This window comes from Pseudomonas sp. GW821-FHT07G06 (assembly GCF_058986625.1).
Map to the genome: position 1 here is coordinate 159,154 of NZ_JBYSVW010000007.1, position 16,889 is coordinate 176,042.

Below are 16,889 nucleotides of genomic sequence, written 5' to 3' on the forward strand. Positions count from 1 at the left end.
CTCCCGGCATTTCAATCAGTGAGCGTGGCAAGTACCGTGCGCACCGCATCGGGGACCGGCACCGAAACATTGCTGGCGCGGTCGACGTACACATAGATGATATGAGCCGCCGCGGCGGCTTCCTGCTCATCGTTTCGAAACAGCGCCAGTTCGTATCGGGCGCTGCTGTTGCCCAAGTGGGAAATCTTCATCCCGACATTGATCCGGTCTGGAAAACCGATGGGCGAGAAGTAGGTGCAACTCGAATTTACGATCAAACCGATCACCGGGCTGCTGGCAATGTCGAGTGTGCCCTGCTCCACCAGGAACTCACTGATCGCCGACTCGCAGTACGAGTAATAGACGACGTTGTTCACATGCCCGTAGGAATCATGATCGCCCCAGCGTGTCGGCATTTGCGTGAAGCGGCGAAATTCATTCCTGCGCGGCCGATCGACTTTGCTGCTCATATGATCTCCAGATAGATCGAACGCACATCGTCCAGGCTCACTTCCCGTGGATTGTTACCGAGCAGGCGCGTCTGTTTCATGGCATCGGCGGCCAGCAGCTCGATGTCGGATTCGCAAATGCCCACATCGCGCAAGCCGCTAGTCCGACACAGTTCACCGGCCAGCCCCCCCATATAGTCGGCCAAGGCAGAAGCCTTGTGCAGGTCGGTACCGTCGATGCCGGGCAAGACGATTTCAGCCAATTGCGCATACAAGGGCGCCACCGTGTCCAGGTTGAAACGCATCACCGGCCCCAGCACGAGGGCGTTCGACACACCATGTGGCACATGAAAACGCGCACCAATCGGATAAGCCAGGGCATGCACCGCCGCCACCGGAGCATTGGCAAAAGCCATGCCCGCCAGACAAGCGCCGAGCAGCATGTTTTCCCGCGCCTCAAGGTTGGTACCGTCGTTACAGGCTTGAAACAGACTGCCGGACAACAGACGCAGCGCCTCGCGTGCCAGGCAATCGGAAATCGGATTCTTCAGGTACTTGCTGGTATAGGCCTCGATGGCATGAACCATGGCGTCGATCCCCGTCGCGGCGGTGACTGGCCCGGGCAGTCCGAGGGTCAGTTCCGCGTCCAGTACGGCCAGGTCGGGAAGCAGCAAGGGCGAGATGACGACGTTCTTCTCCCCGGCGCCGGTGGTCACGACCGAAACCGCGGTGACCTCAGAACCTGTCCCCGCGGTGGTCGGCACCAGAATCAGCGGCAAGCGCGGTCCCTTGGCCTGGTTGATGCCATAGACTTCGGCCAGTGCTTCGTTACTACACGCCAACAGGGCTGCCAGTTTGGCGGCATCCAGCGAACTGCCGCCACCCAACCCCACCACGCAATCGGCGCTACAGGCTTTCGCTGCGTCTACCGCTGCCAGAATCACCGACTCGGGTGGATCGGCTTGAACCTGGGAGAACACGGTCACTGCGATGTTTTCGCGCACCAATCCGTCAAGCACCGCATCCAGGAGTCGAGCAGCAATGACGCCCGGATCGGTCACCAGCAATACCGAGATGCAACCCATGGCCCGAACATGTGTGGCGAGCCGGGTCGATGCACCAGGTTCGATGACCATCGACTTAGTAGTCTGGAATGCCATTTTCAGCATGAAAACCTCACGAGTAACGTGTTTTGAGGACTGTTTTGGCGAAAGCAGAACGCTTGCGCCAACCGGAAACCTCCCACGATAGTGATCTGGCGGGTACCCGGTTCCCCTCGTTCGGGGTGGGGGCTATTCCAAAGATCAAAAGATCGCAGCCTGCGGCAGCTCCTACATTGGAATGCGTACCTTGTAGGAGCTGCCGCAGGCTGCGATCTATTGATCTTGCCGTTGCTTTGCATTGTGCTAAACGCAAACACAGAGTGATCCGTCCGGATTCGCCAAGCTTAATTTATTTTCTTTATTTTTCAGCTAGTTGGACTCGTACAGCAATCACCTGAATCCGGAATAAAATCCCGCCCGTCGTCCCCATACTCATGCCACACCTCCCCCGGCGCCCGCCGGGTTTCCACCCTTCGAGTAGCGAGCCAGACGATGCCCATTGCGCAACAGTCAATAGAACAAAAAACCCAGCTCCTGCTGACCAACCCGACAAAGCTGGTCAACTATTCCCAACTCGCCTGGAACCAACTGCCTCGCGCAGAAGTTGAAGCGATGCAGTTATGCGGCCTGCAGCAGCGTTTCTCGGAACTGCGTGAGCGAATCCCGGTGCTCAAAAAGCTGGCCGACGCAGAAGGTGTCGAGCGTATCGAGCACCTCGACGATGCGGTGCCGTTGCTGTTCGAACACACCGTCTACAAATCCTATCCACCCTCGTTGCTGGAAAAGCGCAGCTTCGGCCAAATCAACAAGTGGCTGGCCAAACTCGTGACACCGGAAGTCGGCGAAGCCATCGTCGCGGCGGACGTCAGCGCGTGCCAGGGTCTGGACGACTGGTTCGAAACCATGGACCAGGCCGTGCCGCAACTGCGCATCAGCCATACGTCGGGCACCTCTGGCACGCTGTCGTTCCTGCCGCACGGTGTGCGCGAATTTGAGAAGACCTTCGAGATCCGCCGCTTGTTCGCCTGGAACATGGAGGGTCCGGACACACCGAAACCGGAGTTGCACACCGCCTACCCTTACTACCGCAAGGGTTATCTGAGCCATGTACGCGCCAACGAATTCATGATCAGGGTGCTGCTGCCGGACGAGTCCCATTTCCACGCCGCTTACCCGACGACAATGTCCACCGACATGTTGCATCTGGGCGCAAAAATTCGCGCGGCACACGCTAAGGGGACCCTCGATCGTCTGGAGATCAGCCCGGAACTTCTGGCGCGCAAGAAGCAGTTCGACCAATTGCAAGCCGATACCCCGCAGCATCTGGCGACCTTCTTCGAGCAAATGGCGAGCGAGCTCAAGGGCAAACAGGTGTACATCGGTGCGACCTGGAATCTTTTGCACAACATGGCCAAGGCCGGTCTGGAAAGCGGCCTGGAAAACGTCTTCCACGCGGATTCTTACATCAGCACCACCGGCGGCGCCAAGGGCGTGGTCCAGCCGCAAGGCTGGCGCGAAGACGTGCTGCGCTTCACCGGCGCCAAGGTACTGCATGAGACCTATGCCATGTCGGAAGTGATCGGTGGCTCCCACGCACGTTGCGAGCATGGTCACTTTCACCTTGCCCCCACTGTGATCGCCTATCTGCTCGACCCGGACACCAGCAAACCGCTGCCGCGTGAAGGCCGCGTCACCGGTCGCGCCGCCTTCTTCGACCTGGGCGCCGACGTGCGCTGGGGCGGTTTCATCACCGGTGATGAAATCACCATCGAGTGGGACAAACCCTGCGCCTGTGGCCGACCGAGTCAATACGTAGTCGGGCCTATCCAGCGCTACAGCGAAAAGAACGGCGGCGACGACAAGATCACCTGCGCCGCGACCGAAAACTCCCACCGCGAAGCGATGGATTTCCTGAACACTTTCGAAGGCTGAAACCATGACCCAACCTATCGCGCCGATGATCATCCGCGGCCAAGTCATCACCGACAACCTGATTGAAGTCGGTGGCCGCGGCGGTGATCTCGCCTTCCTCACTCCCGATGCACACAAGTACATCGACAAGCTGCCGCTGGGTAACCCGGCCAAGTTGGCCGACCTGTACACGCTCAGCTTCGAGGACATCCTCGACTATGCGCAGGCCCTCGGCGAGCGCCTTGACTTCGCCAGCAACCCGTACCTGCAGGAGGCGTGCGAGCTGTCCTACTTGACCGCGCCCACCACGCCGACCATGGTCAAGGGCAGCTACATGGGCCTGCGCCACATGCTCACCCGCGAGGCGATCACCGAAGCGGTGGAAAGCACCGTGGGCGTCAAGTACCTGGAAGGCTGGGTTAAACAGCAGTTGATCGACGGCACTGAACTGGAGGTGCGCTGCTTCGGCGCGCGGACCCTGCACGTCGTCGCCGGCAATGCGACCTCCCTGTCGCTGCTGACCATCATCCGCAACATGGTGCTGCGCAGCGACGCGATCATCAAGGCGCCGTCCAACGATCCTTTCACCGCCCTGGCCATCGCCCGCACCATGGTCGAGATGGCACCGGAGCACCCGCTGACCAAGCATCTCAGCGTGGCTTACTGGAAAGGTGGCGACCAGGCCTTCGAACAGCGCCTGTATCAGCCGCAGAACCTGGAAAAGATCGTCGCCTGGGGCGGCTATGCCTCGATGAAGCATGTGACCCAATACGTCCAGCCCGGTCTGGAACTGATCTCCCTCGATCCGAAACGCAGTGCCAGCATCATCGGCAAGGGCACCTTCGCCAGCGAGGCGACCATGCGCGAAGCCGCTGTGCGGCTGGCCATGGATATCGGCGCGCTGAACCAGAAAGGCTGCGTTTGCGCGCGGGTGGTCTACGTGCAAAGCGGTACCGACGAGGCTGGCCTGGCGCAGTTGAATACCTTCGGCCGCTACGTCTACGACGCCATGCACACCCTGCCCAACACCCTCAGCACGGTGCCCAAGCGCTATGACCAGAACCTCAAGGCCCACGTCGACGCACTGCGACTGGATGATGAGTGGTACCAGGTGATCGGTGGCAAGGACGGCGAAGGCGCGATCATCTGCTCGCAGATTCCGGAGCCGGTGTCCTTCGCCACCCTGCTCGACGACCGCACCGCCAACCTGGTGCCGGTCGATGAGTTGAGCGAAGTCATGGATGCAGTGGATTCCTACACCCAGACCGTGGGTATCTATCCGGAAAGCATCAAGGATGAACTCAAGGACATCCTGCCGTTGTACGGCGCACAACGCATCGTCTCGCTCGGCTATGCGGCGGCGATGAAGTGGGCCGCTCCGCAGGATTCGATAGAGCCGTTGCGGCGGATGGGCAAATGGATTTCCAACCAGATTGCCTCGCCTGAAACCTCCCCGGCGCCCTGGTTACGCCCATCGATCTGACCTTTCCTGTGCCCCGACTTCTGTCGGGGTACGCGTTTCTCAATCAGGAGTCCCCATGTCAACTTGTTTAGGATTTGCCGCCCACGAGGCCAACGCCGCCCTGACCCCGATTCGTTTCGAGCGCCGGACCCTGCGCGCCGATGACGTCGCCATCGATATCGCCTTCTGCGGCGTCTGCCACTCGGACGCCCATCAGGTGCACAACGACTGGAACAACACCGTTTATCCTTGCGTACCTGGCCACGAGATCGTCGGCCATGTGACCGCCGTTGGCAGCGACGTCAGCCGTTTCAAGGTCGGTGACTGGGTTGCGGTCGGTTGCCTGGTCGATAGCTGCCAGCAGTGCACACCTTGTGAAGAACATCAGGAACAACTGTGCACCCATGGTCCGACGACCACCTACAACGGCAAGGATCGCCAAACCGGCGAAATTACCTATGGCGGTTATTCCGACCATATCGTTGTCCGCGAAGCGTTCGTTCTACGCATGCCCGAAAACCTCGACCCGCGTTTTGCCGCGCCACTGTTGTGCGCCGGCATCACCGTGTGGAACCCGATGCGCCGCTACGGCGTGGGCAAGGGTTCGAAAGTTGCAGTGGTCGGGCTCGGCGGGCTCGGCCACATGGCCGTGAAACTGGCCGTTGCCCTCGGTGCCGAAGTCACGGTGATCACCACCTCACCAGGCAAGGCCGACGACGCCCGCGCCCTGGGTGCCAACCACGTCCTGCTGTCGAACGATCAGCCGGCGATGCTGGCAGCCACCAATGGCTTCGACTTTATCCTCGACACCATTCCCAGCCGCCACAACGTCAACCCGTACCTGATGCTGCTGGGTCGTGAGGGCGTCATGGTGCTGGTGGGCGCCATCGAACCGCTGGAACCGATCCACGGTGGTTTGCTGATGCGCAACAACCGCACCCTGGCCGGTTCGATCATCGGGGGCATCCAGCCCACCCAGGAACTGCTCGACTTCTGCGCCGAACACCAGGTGCTGCCGAGCTGCGAAATGATCGGTATCCAGGACATCAACACCGCCTTTACCCGCCTGCAGACCAACGATGTGAAGTACCGCTTCGTCATCGACATGACCACCTTGCACGACGTGACGCTGGAGTAAAGGCCCGGCGCTGCGGTGCCCGACACCGCAGCGCACCGGGCAATTTCTCCGCGTACCAAACAATTAAAACAATCGGTTACCCGTGCAGGAACATTCCATGAATCAACTCGAGCAAACCTTGCCGCTCACCGGGGCAAGTCCTTGCGCCGATCTGGCGAGCATCTATCGCAAGGTCATCTGGCGCCTGATGCCCTTTCTGCTGGTCGCATTCATCATCAATGCAATCGACCGCATCAACATCTCCTTCGCCAAATTGCGAATGGCCGAAGACATCCTGTTGAGCGATGCCGCCTATGGCATCGGCGCCGGCATCTTCTACTTCGGCTACATCCTCTTTGAAGTCCCCAGCAACCTGTACTTGCAGCGCGTCGGTGCCCGCGCCACGCTGACTCGGATCATGGTGCTCTGGGGCCTGGTAACGGTGGCGACGGCGTTCGTCACCACGCCCAACCAGCTGATCGGCGCACGCCTGCTCCTGGGCATGGCTGAAGCCGGCTTCTTTCCGGGCGTGATCCTGTACCTGACCTACTGGTTTCCTTCGGCATTGCGCGGGCGCGTCACCGCGGCGTTCATGATGTCCGGCGTACTCGCCGGGATCATCTGCGGCCCGCTGGCCGGGGCGATCATGACTCACCTGCACGGCTGGCTGGGGTTGCGCGACTGGCAAATGCTCTTCGTACTGACCGGCCTCCCGGCCATCGCACTGGGCATTTTTGGCTGGTTCTGGTTGACCGACCGGCCTGCGCAGGCCACCTGGCTCAGCGCCGAACAGAAACAAGCGCTTTCCGAAGTGCTGGAAAACGAGCCGGGCACGCGCCAGGGCGGCTTTGCCCAAGTACTGCGCGACCCGCGGCTGTACATCGCCGGGCTGGTGTATTTCTGTCTCTACAGCGGCTCGAACACCGTGACCTATTGGATGCCTACGTTGATTCGCGACTTCGGCCTGCAGGACCTGAAAACCATCGGCATGGTCTCCAGCCTGCCTTACCTGGGCGCATTAGCGGGCATGTACCTGCTCGGGCGCAGTTCCGATCGTCACCTGGAGCGGCGTTGGCACCTGGCCTCGACGCTGATGGTCAGCGCCTGCTGCTTCATCCTGCTCGGTTTCGTCCAGGGACAGGTTGCCCTGTCGATCGGATTGCTGGCACTCGGCGCGGCAGCGGCGTTGTCCGCGGTGCCACTGTTCTGGACCATACCTCCGGTGTTCCTCGGCACGGCCGGTGCCGCTGGCGGGATCGCGGTCATCAGCAGCATCGGCAACATGGCTGGGGTCGCCAGCCAGGCCATGGTCGGCGCCATCAAGTCTGCGACCGGCGACCTGTACCTGGCCTTTGACGTGATTTCCGCGGTTCTTGTATTCGGCGTCTTGCTACTGCTGATCGGCATTCCCGCACGCTGCCTAAATGAACGGCGCATCGAAAAACAATAACAACCAAGGAACCACCATGAACGAGACTTCAATCAACGGCGCCGAAAGCCTAGTGCAGACTTTGCTCGACTGCGGCGTGGACACCTGCTTCGCCAACCCCGGCACCAGCGAAATGCACTTTGTCGCAGCCCTCGACCGTATTCCCGGCATGCGCTGCGTACTGGGCTTATTCGAGGGTGTGGTGACTGGCGCGGCCGATGGCTACGCACGGGTCAAAGGCAAGCCCGCCGCGACGCTGCTGCATTGTGGCCCCGGCCTGGCCAACGGCTTGGCCAACCTGCACAACGCCAAGCGCGCCAATACGCCGGTGGTCAATATCGTTGGCGATCAGGCCACCTATCATCGCCCCTTCGATGCGCCGTTAACCGCCGATACCGAGGGTTGGGCGCGCCCGATTTCCGTCTGGACGCGAACGGCGACGAGTGCAGGTTCGGTCGGTTCAGCGGCCGCGGCTGCGGTTCAGGCCGCTTGTGCCGCGCCGGGCGGCGTGGCCAGCCTGATCCTGCCGTCGGATGTCTGTTGGGACGCGGGCGGCCAGGTGGCCGCGCCACTGGCGCCGATCCCGACGCCCAAGGTCGCACCCGATGCCGTGGCGCAAATGGCCCGGGTGCTGCGCAGCGGTCAACCGACCTTGATCCTGCTTGCTGGACGTGCGCTGGAACAGGACGCCCTGGCCAGCGCCCACCGCATCGCCGCCACCACTGATGCACGCCTGTTGTCGACCACCTCCAATGCCTGCGTCGCCCGTGGTCGCGGCCGGTTTGCGGTTGAGCGCCTACCCTACTTTGGCGACATGGCACGGGCCAAACTGGCGGGCATCGTCAACGTGATACTGGTGGGTACGCCGGTACCGGCGACCTTCTTTGCCTATCCAGGCAAGTCGCCGCGTCCGTATCCGGAGGATGCAGCGGTCCATGTGCTGGCCCGCCCCGAAGAAGATCTGGCCGACGCACTGGCGCGTCTTGCTGATGAACTGCACGCTCCGCAGCTCGCAGCCCCTGTCGCCGCGCCGGCCAACCCAGAGCCTGGTAGCGGCGCCATCTCCTCCGCAGCGGTCGCGCAAACCCTCAATGCCCTCTTGCCGGAAAACGCCATCGTCGTCGACGAAAGTGTCACCTTCGGTCAGGCCTTCTACCCCGGTACGATCAACGCGGCTGCGCACGACTGGTTGCAAGTGACCGGTGGCGCCATTGGCGACGGCTTGCCCCTGGCCCTCGGCGCAGCCATTGCCGCGCCGGACCGGCGTGTCATCGCCCTGCAGGCCGACGGCTCCGGCATGTATACCGTGCAGGCGTTGTGGTCGATGGCCCGGGAAAAACTTGACGTCACCGTGGTAGTCCTGGCTAACCGCAAGTACGCCATCCTGCAACACGAATTGGCCAGCGTGGGTGCCACCACCGGTAAAACCGCGATGGACATGCTCGATATCGGCAACCCCGATCTGGACTGGGTGAAGCTCGCCAACGGTATGGGTGTGACGGCGGCCCGCGCCGAAGACATGGACCAGTTCAACGAACTGTTCGCCATGGCCAATAGCAATCCGGGACCCTTCCTGATCGAACTGGTGATCGAGTCATGATGAGCTCGAACCCGAGCAGCGCACTGATCGATACCCTGCGCAGCATCGTCGGCCCGACCGGCCTGCTGTTGGCTGCCGACCTTCAGGAGCGTCATTGCGGCAAGCCACAGCAGGCTCGGGTACTGGTGCGTCGGGCCGGGAGCCCGGAGCTGGGCTTTCGGTCACCTGGGTGACGGCAACGTGCACATCGCCGTGCAGGTGCCCGACATGGATGCCGACGATCGCCAAGAACTCGACAGACTGGTTTACAACCCCTTGCAAGCGCTCAAGGGGGCGATCTCGGCCGAGCATGGTATGGGCTTCGAAAAGAAAGCCTGGCTGGGCATCACGCGCACGCCGGCAGAAATCGCGCTGATGCGCGTGCTCAAGCAAAACCTCGACCCCAAAGGCGTGCTCAATCCCGGGCGCGTATTCGATCTGTAGTGATGATCCGCACAGTGCGCACAAGGCTTGAATAACCAGTAAAGCGCTCGTGATCGGTGCGCCGTCATCTCCATCAAGGAAATCAACAATGCCCGTCATTACCTCCATCGAAGACTTGCGTGTGCTGGCCAAGCGGCGCGTGCCACGCATGTTCTACGACTATGCCGACTCCGGCTCCTGGACTGAATCGACCTATCGCGCCAACTGCAGCGACTTCGAACGCATCAAGTTTCGCCAGCGGGTTGCGGTCAACCTGGAAAATCGTACGCTCGAAACCACCATGGCCGGTCAGCCAGTCGCCATGCCAGTCGCACTGGCGCCCACCGGTTTGACCGGCATGCAGCACGCCGATGGCGAGATTCTCGCGGCCAGGGCAGCCGAGAGGTTCGGCGTGCCCTTTACCTTGTCGACCATGAGCATCTGCTCGATCGAGGATGTTGCGGCACACACCAGCAAGCCGTTCTGGTTCCAGCTCTATGTGATGCGTGACCGCGGCTTCATTCGTCAGCTCATCGAACGCGCCAAGGCTGCGCAATGTTCGGCGCTGGTGCTGACACTCGACTTGCAAGTACCGGGGCAACGCCACAAGGACATTCGCAACGGCCTGTCGACACCGCCCAAACTGACCTTGCCCAACCTGCTCGACATGATGACTAAACCCCGCTGGTGTCGCGGCATGCTCGGTACGCAGCGGCGCAATCTCGGTAACATTCTCGGCCATGCCAACGGCGTCAACGACACGGTGAGCCTTTCACACTGGGCCGCCCGGCAATTCGATCCGACCCTGAGCTGGGACGATATCGAATGGATCAAACAAGCATGGGGCGGCAAGCTGATCATCAAGGGCATCCTCGACGCCGACGATGCGCGGCTGGCCGTGCAACACGGGGCCGACGCGCTGATCGTTTCCAACCACGGCGGTCGCCAGCTCGACGGTGCGCCCTCCTCGATCACCGCCTTGCCGGCGATCGTTGATGCGGTCGGCGAACAGGTCGAGGTGCACATGGACGGTGGTATTCGTTCCGGACAGGACGTGATCAAGGCGTTGGCACTGGGTGCGAAGGGTGTCTACCTGGGGCGCGCCTTCCTCTACGGCTTGGGAGCAATGGGCGAGGACGGCGTCAGCAAGTGCCTGGAAATCATTCGCAAGGAGCTGGATCTGACCATGGCGTTCTGCGGTGTCACGGATGTGCAGAAGGTCGATTCCCGCATCCTGTTGCCGGGCACCTTCGGGTAACCGGTGAGGTGAGAACGCCCTCCTCCTGTAGGAGCTGTCGAGTGAAACGAGGCTGCGATCTTTTGATTTTCAAAAACCAGATCAAAAGATCGCAGCCTGCGGCAGCTCCTACAGGGGAATGGGTGTTACCACCAACGGCACCAGCGCGGCACGCAGCGCTTCGGACAGGGTGACCGGGCGACGCGTTTCGCGCCCCACGTACACATGCACGAAGTGCCCCTGCGCTGCCGCCAGCGGCTCACCCTCCCGAAACAAGCCGACCTCATAGCGCACGCTGGAGCCGCCAAGACGGGTGACCCGCACACCGGCCTCGATCACATCGGGAAAGGCTATCGGCGCGAAATAGTTGCACTGGGTTTCGACCACCAGGCCGATGGTCTCGCCTCGTTCATAGTCAAGCACGCCTTGGGACAGCAGATAGCCGTTCACCGCAGTGTCGAAATAGCTGTAGTAGTTGACGTTATTGACGTGGCCGTAGACGTCGTTATCCATCCAGCGAGTCTGGATCGGCCGAAAATACCGGTAGTCTTCGCGTGAGTTGGCGCCGGGCTTGGACATGAAAAATACACCCTTACAGATAATGGATAGCGCCAATACTGAGCTGACGCCGTATCAGGATTTTTGGGTCAGCCGCGCAGATCGTTGATCAGCTTGGCTCGCACTTGCGGTTTGCCGGCAAAAGGGTCGCCAGGGTTGTGCTGGCTGAGCATGGCGTCGAATCGTTCTTGTACCAACGCCAATGCCTGCGGGTGCGAGTAAATGTAAAAATGCTGCGCGCCAATCCCGTCGAAGGTGATCCGGGCAATCTCTTCGGCGCTGACCTTGCCAGCGCTGGTGGCCTTGTGGGAGTTGGCTTGCGCGACCAATTGCGAGCGCGTCGGTGGAGCATTGCCGGCAAGGTCCGCAGGACGGTTGCGACTCGAATCACTGAAGCCGGTGGGCACGAAGAACGGGCACAGCACCGAGCAGTGCACCTGTTCGCTGACCAGGCTCAAATCCTGGTACAGCGTTTCACTAAGCGAGACCACGGCGTGTTTGGTGACGTTGTACACCCCCATCGCCGGCGCATTGACCAGCCCCGCCATCGAGGCAGTATTGACGATATGGCCTTCGTAGGCCGGATCTTTGGCGGCAGCGGCCAGCATCAACGGCGTGAAAATGCGCACCCCATGGATCACGCTGCGCAGATTGACACCCAGCACCCAGTCCCAGTCCTGTTCACTGTTTTCCCAGATCAGCCCGCCTGCGCCAACGCCGGCGTTGTTGAACAACAGGTTGACCTGGCCGAATTCCGCCAACGCCGCATCGGCCAACGCCTGCACTTGCTCGGCCTTACTCACATCGGTGCACAGGCCGATAGCCGTTGCGCCCCGATTCTCGAGTTCGGACACCGTGGCCTCCAGCGCGTCCTTTTGTATATCCGCCAACACCAGCTTCATGCCCAGGTCGGCAGCGTGTTCGGCAAACGCCTTGCCCAAGCCGGAGGCGGCACCGGTGATCACCGCCACCTTGTCGTGAAAGTCCTTCATGGAAACTCCTCGATCAATACTGATTGGCGAGGCGAATATTCGCCTCGCCAGCATTACCTGTACGAGCGAGCTCGCTCGCGATGGTCGTTAACGATTACGCGCGTGACCTGGTTAAACGTGGCGCACTCGAGTCCATCGCCAGCAAGCCGGCTTCTACAATTCAACAGAATTGTGCGATCAACCTTTTTTTGTGCCGTAGCGACGTACGCGAATGTCGGCTTGCTCTTTATGGCCGGCAAACCCTTCCAGCGCGCACAGGCGCGAGCAGTATTCGCCAATCAGGGCGCTGGCCTCGTCGGTCAGCACTCGTTGATAGGTGCAGGTCTTGATGAACTTGCCGACCCACAAACCACCGGTATAGCGAGCCGCGCGGTTGGTTGGCAGGGTGTGGTTGGTGCCGATGACTTTGTCGCCATAGGAAACATTGGTGCGAGCCCCAAGGAACAGCCCGCCATAGTTGGTCATGTGCTGCAGGAAGTAATCGGGGTCGCGCGTCATCACCTGGACGTGCTCGGAGGCGATCCGGTCGGCCTCTTGCACCATCTCCTCGTACGAATCACAAAGGATGATCTCGCCATACTCCTCCCAGGCCACTCGTGCAACGGGGGCTGTTTCCAGTTTTGCCAGTTGTCGCTCGATCTCGTCGGGAACAGCCCGCGCCAGTGCTTCGCAATTGGTCAACAGGATCGCCGGGGAATTGGGACCATGTTCCGCCTGCCCCAACAGGTCGGCCACTGCCAACTCGGCGTCGCAGGTTTCGTCAGCGATGATGAGGGTTTCAGTGGGACCGGCCAGCAGGTCGATGCCGACACGCCCGAACAGCTGACGCTTGGCTTCGGCCACATAGGCGTTGCCCGGCCCGACGATCATATCGACGGGCGCGATCTGCTCGGTGCCCAACGCCATTGCCGCGATGGCCTGGACGCCGCCCATGCAATAGATTTCGTCGGCACCCGCCAGGTGCATTGCGGCGACGATGGCTGCCGAGGGTTTGCCATCGAATGGCGGTGCCGCCGCAATCACACGTTTGACCCCGGCTACTTTCGCGGTCAGTACGCTCATGTGCGCCGAGGCGACCAGGGGGTATTTGCCCCCCGGGATGTAGCAACCCACGCTGTTGACCGGCAGGTTTTTATGACCCAGAACGACGCCCGGCAGTGTCTCGACTTCAACTTCCAGCAACGAGTCCCTTTGCACTTGGGCAAAACGACGGATCTGTTCCTGGGCAAAACGGATATCGGCCAGCGTCTGCTCCGACAGCGAGGCGATGCAAGCGTCGATCTCAGCCTGGCTCAGGCGAAAATTCTCCGGCGCCCATTGATCAAACTTCGAGGAGTAATCCCGCACCGCGCTATCGCCCCCTTTGGCGATATCAGCCAGGATCGTCGTGACCGTGTCGCGCACCTGCGCGCTGATTTCTGCCTTCACTTCTTGCGACTTCGATGCTTTCAGATGCTTGGCCATAAGAACTCCTGCTGACGATTATTGTTGTGGGCCACGAGTGAGTTCGAGTGTATTGGCCAAGGACGCTGGACTTGCCCCCTGCAAAGGAGTGGGGGGCGCGTGACGCCTGATGTGCGGGAAAACACCTGAACCCCGGTGCCGAAAGCACCGGGGTTCAGGTGGAAAGCAGGACGCAAAGGTTGAGAGCTACTACTCGAAAATCACTCGTTGCCCGCTTGCGCACCACGCCTCGATACGGTCGAGATAGTGCTCCTCGATGATACTGCGGCGGATTTTCAGGGTTGGCGTCAGCAGCCCGTTCTCGATGGTCCAGGTTTTTTTAACCACCACAAGGCAGTCCAGGCGCTCATGGTCCTCGAGCTGCTCGTTGACCTGATCGAGCAACGCCTCCAGCTCCGCAACCAGATCGCTATGCTGCATGCCGGTAGCCAACGCTGCGCGAGTTTCTTCCGACAGGGTTATCAGGGCAAAGGGTTGTGGCAGCCCAACCCCGGTCACGCAGACCTCACTGATGCGAGGATTTCCCCCCAGCTTCGCTTCAAGCGGTACCGGGGCGACATACTTGCCTTTGGCGGTCTTGAACAACTCCTTGACCCGGCCGGTGATACGCAGGCGCCCCGCTTCGTCGAATTCGCCACGGTCACCGGTCTTGAAGAATCCGTCGGGCAGGTAACTGGCAGCCGTCAACTCCGGCTGCTTGAAGTAACCCATCATCTGACCGGGACTTTTCACCAGGATCTCGCCGTCTTCGGCGATTCGACATTCAACGCCTGGCAGGCACTCACCGACATAGCCAACGCGCACGCGACCGGCGCGACTGAAATGGGAGCAGGCAAAGTTTTCCGACATGCCATAGCCGTCCAGCAGCTCGAGCCCGAGCTGGCGATACCAGTTGATGATCGGGATAGGCAATGGTGCTGAGCCGGTGAACGCGGCATGCACATGACGCAGTCCCAGCGCGTCGAGGATTTTCGCTTTCATCAACCCCGCTGCCTGTGGATCGGCGAAGGCCGCTTCCTGCTCCCGGGTGGGTATTTGCGTGTTGATGCCTTGATAGAACTTGGTCCACAAGCGCGGGACCGAGAAAAATACCGTCGGTTGGGCCCGACGCAAATCCGCACCGAAGGTTTGCAGCGAATCGTTGAAAAACACGTGGATGCCGTAACGCAGCGAGGTCGACTCGACGCCTTGGCGCTCGGCAGCATGAGCCAGTGGCAGATACGACAGCAGGCGTTCCTGGGAACCCGGTCCGCGTCCCGCGTTATACAGCGCCATGGCATTAATCTGCGCCACCTGGCACATCGTGCCGAAGTCATGCATCACGCCCTTCGGATGACCGGTGCTGCCGGAGGTGTAGACGATCGTGGCGAGATCGTCCGGTGCCGGCATCGCAACCGAAGTCAGTGGTGCCGTGGTCGCGACAATATCGTCCCATTGCGTGCCTTCGCAGCGGGCCGACAATGGCAGGCTGATCACCGGCAGCTGCGCGGGCACGCCCCTGCTGGAGGCCTGCCACGCCGCTGCGTCGCCATCGAGTCGGCCCACGAACAGCAAGCGCGCTTCGGCATGCTCGAGCACATAAGCGATGGTATCGGCGCTCGCCGTCGAGTACAGCGGCACGCTGATATGCCCGCTCATCCAGATGGCAAGATCGGCGATGACCCAGTGGGCGCTGTTCTTGCCCAGAATGGCAATGGTCGAATGTGGCGGCAGGTTCAACGATTGCAGGTAGGCGGCCATGCGCCGGGCCTGATTGCCGACTTCGCGCCAGGTGTAGTCGAGCACCGCGCCATCTGGACAAGGTTGTGTCAGGTAGATCGCTTCGGGCGTGGTGTTCTCCCAATGCTCGAACCAGTGCAGCAGTGTCATTTTCTCTTGTTGTTTGTTCATGACAGGTCCTACGATTTGAAGGCGGTGTAGCCGCCTGATTATTTTAATCGGGTTGTCGCATGCTGTATCGCCCGCAGGTTTTTAACCGCGGATACCTAATCGCGGCGATACATGGTCACCACACAGGCGCCGCCAATACTGATGTTGTGTTGCAAGGCGACACGGGCATAGGGCACCTGACGATTCGCTGCTGTCCCGCGCAACTGCCAGACCAGTTCGGCACACTGGGCAAGGCCGGTCGCCCCGAGTGGATGCCCCATGGACAACAATCCACCCGAGGGATTGATGACCCGGTTGCCGCCATAGGTGTTGTCGCCATCCTCGACGAGTTTCTCGGCATCGCCTTGCCGACAGAAACCGAGCGCTTCATACAGCAGGATTTCACTGGCGGTAGAGCCGTCATGCAGTTCGCACACATCGACCTCTTCCGGGCCGATGCCTGCCCGTTCATAGACGTCACGCGCTGCGGCGAAACCCAGCTCATAACCCAGCGCACGGTTAGCGCAACCCTCGCTGAAACTGCCGGACAGATCGGTGGTCATGGCCTGCGCCGCAATGTAGACCGGATCGTTGATCCCGCGTTTCCTGGCAAACTCATCGGAACACAGCACCACGGCCGCTGCGCCACAGGCCGACGAACAGTACTGCAATCGGGTCAGGGGGGCGCACACTTCCTCTTCCAGCACGTTTTCCAGGCTCAGAGGGTGGCGGTGTAGCGCATAAGGATTGAGTGCGGCGTGTTCGCGTGATTTCACTGCGATCATCGCGAAGGTTTCTTTGCGTGCACCATAACGTTGCATGTATTCCCGCGCAGCCCTAGCGCACAGCTCGGTCGCCATCGGCGACTCACCGTCCTGCCAATGCTGCCCCGTCGATTCAGTCGACGGGGTTTCAAAACCCACTGCCAGCACACATTCGGCGATGCCGTGTTCAATGGCCTGACGCGCCAGGTAAAGCGCGGTCGATCCACTGGCACCATGGTTGCTGACATTGATAATCGGAATTCCGGTCAAACCCAGCTCGGCAACACCACGCTGGCCGGAAAGGGAATCGCCATGGACGAAACCGGCATAGGCCGCCTCGACCCTGCGATACTCGATGCCGGCGTCTTGCAACGCCAGGCGGCCCGCCTCGGCGGCGAGGTCGTAAAAGCGACCACCGACACCGGGCACGGTGAATGGGGTCATGCCTACGCCAATCACATTGACGCGACGATTCATGTAATGGTTCTCCCGTAACAGGCGGCTGCCGCTTGCGTCCCGAGACGCAAGCGGCAGTGCAGTTGCCTCACCGATC

The 16,889-nt window shown here is 60.9% G+C and carries 15 protein-coding genes; 8 read left to right on the top strand and 7 right to left on the bottom strand.

Annotated elements, in window-relative coordinates; genetic code table 11:
• Positions 1 to 11 precede the first annotated feature (11 nt).
• Together AC3WJW_RS14080 and AC3WJW_RS14085 are read right to left on the bottom strand one after the other, a co-directional pair.
• Positions 12 to 449, bottom strand: coding sequence for an acyl-CoA thioesterase (locus AC3WJW_RS14080; RefSeq protein ID WP_493726408.1), 438 nt, complete (start codon positions 447 to 449; stop codon positions 12 to 14).
• Positions 446 to 1,597, bottom strand: a complete 1,152-nt coding sequence (locus AC3WJW_RS14085) for an iron-containing alcohol dehydrogenase (RefSeq protein WP_493726409.1) — start codon at positions 1,595 to 1,597, stop codon at positions 446 to 448. Before AC3WJW_RS14085 ends, AC3WJW_RS14080 begins: the two co-directional genes overlap by 4 nt.
• A 426-nt stretch (positions 1,598 to 2,023) precedes the next feature.
• Between AC3WJW_RS14085 and AC3WJW_RS14090 the strand changes: the two genes are divergently transcribed.
• From AC3WJW_RS14090 to AC3WJW_RS14125, 8 genes are all read left to right on the top strand, one after another.
• The gene (locus AC3WJW_RS14090; protein WP_493726410.1) at positions 2,024 to 3,463 is read left to right on the top strand and encodes a hypothetical protein; all 1,440 of its coding nucleotides are present in this window, start codon (positions 2,024 to 2,026) and stop codon (positions 3,461 to 3,463) included.
• A 4-nt stretch (positions 3,464 to 3,467) separates the two neighbouring features.
• On the top strand, positions 3,468 to 4,925 hold the full coding sequence (locus AC3WJW_RS14095; protein WP_493726411.1) for an acyl-CoA reductase: 1,458 nt from the start codon (positions 3,468 to 3,470) through the stop codon (positions 4,923 to 4,925).
• A 55-nt stretch (positions 4,926 to 4,980) separates the two neighbouring features.
• Complete coding sequence (locus AC3WJW_RS14100) at positions 4,981 to 6,042, top strand: NAD(P)-dependent alcohol dehydrogenase (RefSeq protein WP_493726412.1); 1,062 nt, start codon at positions 4,981 to 4,983, stop codon at positions 6,040 to 6,042.
• Positions 6,043 to 6,139: 97 nt separating this feature from the next.
• A complete protein-coding gene (locus tag AC3WJW_RS14105; protein WP_493726413.1) occupies positions 6,140 to 7,471 on the top strand; it encodes an MFS transporter in 1,332 nt (443 codons plus the stop codon).
• A 16-nt stretch (positions 7,472 to 7,487) separates the two neighbouring features.
• Positions 7,488 to 9,050, top strand: coding sequence for an acetolactate synthase large subunit (locus AC3WJW_RS14110; RefSeq protein WP_493726414.1), 1,563 nt, complete (start codon positions 7,488 to 7,490; stop codon positions 9,048 to 9,050).
• Positions 9,047 to 9,223 (top strand): hypothetical protein, encoded by a 177-nt coding sequence (locus tag AC3WJW_RS14115; protein ID WP_493726415.1) that lies wholly within the window; start codon positions 9,047 to 9,049, stop codon positions 9,221 to 9,223. Before AC3WJW_RS14110 ends, AC3WJW_RS14115 begins: the two co-directional genes overlap by 4 nt.
• Before the next feature lie 25 nt (positions 9,224 to 9,248).
• Positions 9,249 to 9,473, top strand: coding sequence for an FAD-linked oxidase C-terminal domain-containing protein (locus tag AC3WJW_RS14120; RefSeq protein ID WP_493726513.1), 225 nt, complete (start codon positions 9,249 to 9,251; stop codon positions 9,471 to 9,473).
• An 88-nt stretch (positions 9,474 to 9,561) separates the two neighbouring features.
• Positions 9,562 to 10,710 carry an alpha-hydroxy acid oxidase gene (locus AC3WJW_RS14125; RefSeq protein WP_493726416.1) on the top strand — a complete coding sequence of 383 codons (1,149 nt, stop codon included), beginning with the start codon at positions 9,562 to 9,564 and terminating at the stop codon, positions 10,708 to 10,710.
• Between the two features lie 108 nt (positions 10,711 to 10,818).
• Here AC3WJW_RS14125 and AC3WJW_RS14130 read toward each other — a convergent pair whose 3' ends face one another.
• The 5 genes from AC3WJW_RS14130 to AC3WJW_RS14150 all read right to left on the bottom strand — a co-directional run bounded on the left by AC3WJW_RS14130 (position 10,819) and on the right by AC3WJW_RS14150 (position 16,813).
• A complete protein-coding gene (locus AC3WJW_RS14130) occupies positions 10,819 to 11,268 on the bottom strand; it encodes an acyl-CoA thioesterase (protein WP_493726417.1) in 450 nt (149 codons plus the stop codon).
• Positions 11,269 to 11,336: 68 nt separating this feature from the next.
• On the bottom strand, positions 11,337 to 12,239 hold the full coding sequence (locus AC3WJW_RS14135) for an SDR family oxidoreductase (RefSeq protein WP_493726418.1): 903 nt from the start codon (positions 12,237 to 12,239) through the stop codon (positions 11,337 to 11,339).
• A 177-nt stretch (positions 12,240 to 12,416) separates the two neighbouring features.
• Positions 12,417 to 13,703 carry a histidinol dehydrogenase gene (gene hisD / locus AC3WJW_RS14140; RefSeq protein WP_493726419.1) on the bottom strand — a complete coding sequence of 429 codons (1,287 nt, stop codon included), beginning with the start codon at positions 13,701 to 13,703 and terminating at the stop codon, positions 12,417 to 12,419.
• Positions 13,704 to 13,892: 189 nt separating this feature from the next.
• Positions 13,893 to 15,593, bottom strand: a complete 1,701-nt coding sequence (locus AC3WJW_RS14145; protein ID WP_493726420.1) for an AMP-binding protein — start codon at positions 15,591 to 15,593, stop codon at positions 13,893 to 13,895.
• Positions 15,594 to 15,688: 95 nt separating this feature from the next.
• Complete coding sequence (locus AC3WJW_RS14150; protein WP_493726421.1) at positions 15,689 to 16,813, bottom strand: thiolase C-terminal domain-containing protein; 1,125 nt, start codon at positions 16,811 to 16,813, stop codon at positions 15,689 to 15,691.
• Positions 16,814 to 16,889: the final 76 nt, after the last annotated feature.

What these genes read in the sequence shown, in the direction of transcription:
- AC3WJW_RS14135 (WP_493726418.1), bottom strand. Translation starts at nt 12,239, where the DNA reads ATGAAGGACTTTCACGACAAGGTGGCGGTGATCACCGGTGCCGCCTCC.
- AC3WJW_RS14095 (WP_493726411.1), top strand. Translation starts at nt 3,468, where the DNA reads ATGACCCAACCTATCGCGCCGATGATCATCCGCGGCCAAGTCATCACC.
- AC3WJW_RS14090 (WP_493726410.1), top strand. Translation starts at nt 2,024, where the DNA reads ATGCCCATTGCGCAACAGTCAATAGAACAAAAAACCCAGCTCCTGCTG.
- AC3WJW_RS14145 (WP_493726420.1), bottom strand. Translation starts at nt 15,593, where the DNA reads ATGAACAAACAACAAGAGAAAATGACACTGCTGCACTGGTTCGAGCAT.
- AC3WJW_RS14125 (WP_493726416.1), top strand. Translation starts at nt 9,562, where the DNA reads ATGCCCGTCATTACCTCCATCGAAGACTTGCGTGTGCTGGCCAAGCGG.
- AC3WJW_RS14130 (WP_493726417.1), bottom strand. Translation starts at nt 11,268, where the DNA reads ATGTCCAAGCCCGGCGCCAACTCACGCGAAGACTACCGGTATTTTCGG.
- AC3WJW_RS14150 (WP_493726421.1), bottom strand. Translation starts at nt 16,813, where the DNA reads ATGAATCGTCGCGTCAATGTGATTGGCGTAGGCATGACCCCATTCACC.
- AC3WJW_RS14115 (WP_493726415.1), top strand. Translation starts at nt 9,047, where the DNA reads ATGATGAGCTCGAACCCGAGCAGCGCACTGATCGATACCCTGCGCAGC.
- hisD (WP_493726419.1), bottom strand. Translation starts at nt 13,703, where the DNA reads ATGGCCAAGCATCTGAAAGCATCGAAGTCGCAAGAAGTGAAGGCAGAA.
- AC3WJW_RS14110 (WP_493726414.1), top strand. Translation starts at nt 7,488, where the DNA reads ATGAACGAGACTTCAATCAACGGCGCCGAAAGCCTAGTGCAGACTTTG.
- AC3WJW_RS14100 (WP_493726412.1), top strand. Translation starts at nt 4,981, where the DNA reads ATGTCAACTTGTTTAGGATTTGCCGCCCACGAGGCCAACGCCGCCCTG.
- AC3WJW_RS14105 (WP_493726413.1), top strand. Translation starts at nt 6,140, where the DNA reads ATGAATCAACTCGAGCAAACCTTGCCGCTCACCGGGGCAAGTCCTTGC.
- AC3WJW_RS14080 (WP_493726408.1), bottom strand. Translation starts at nt 449, where the DNA reads ATGAGCAGCAAAGTCGATCGGCCGCGCAGGAATGAATTTCGCCGCTTC.
- AC3WJW_RS14085 (WP_493726409.1), bottom strand. Translation starts at nt 1,597, where the DNA reads ATGCTGAAAATGGCATTCCAGACTACTAAGTCGATGGTCATCGAACCT.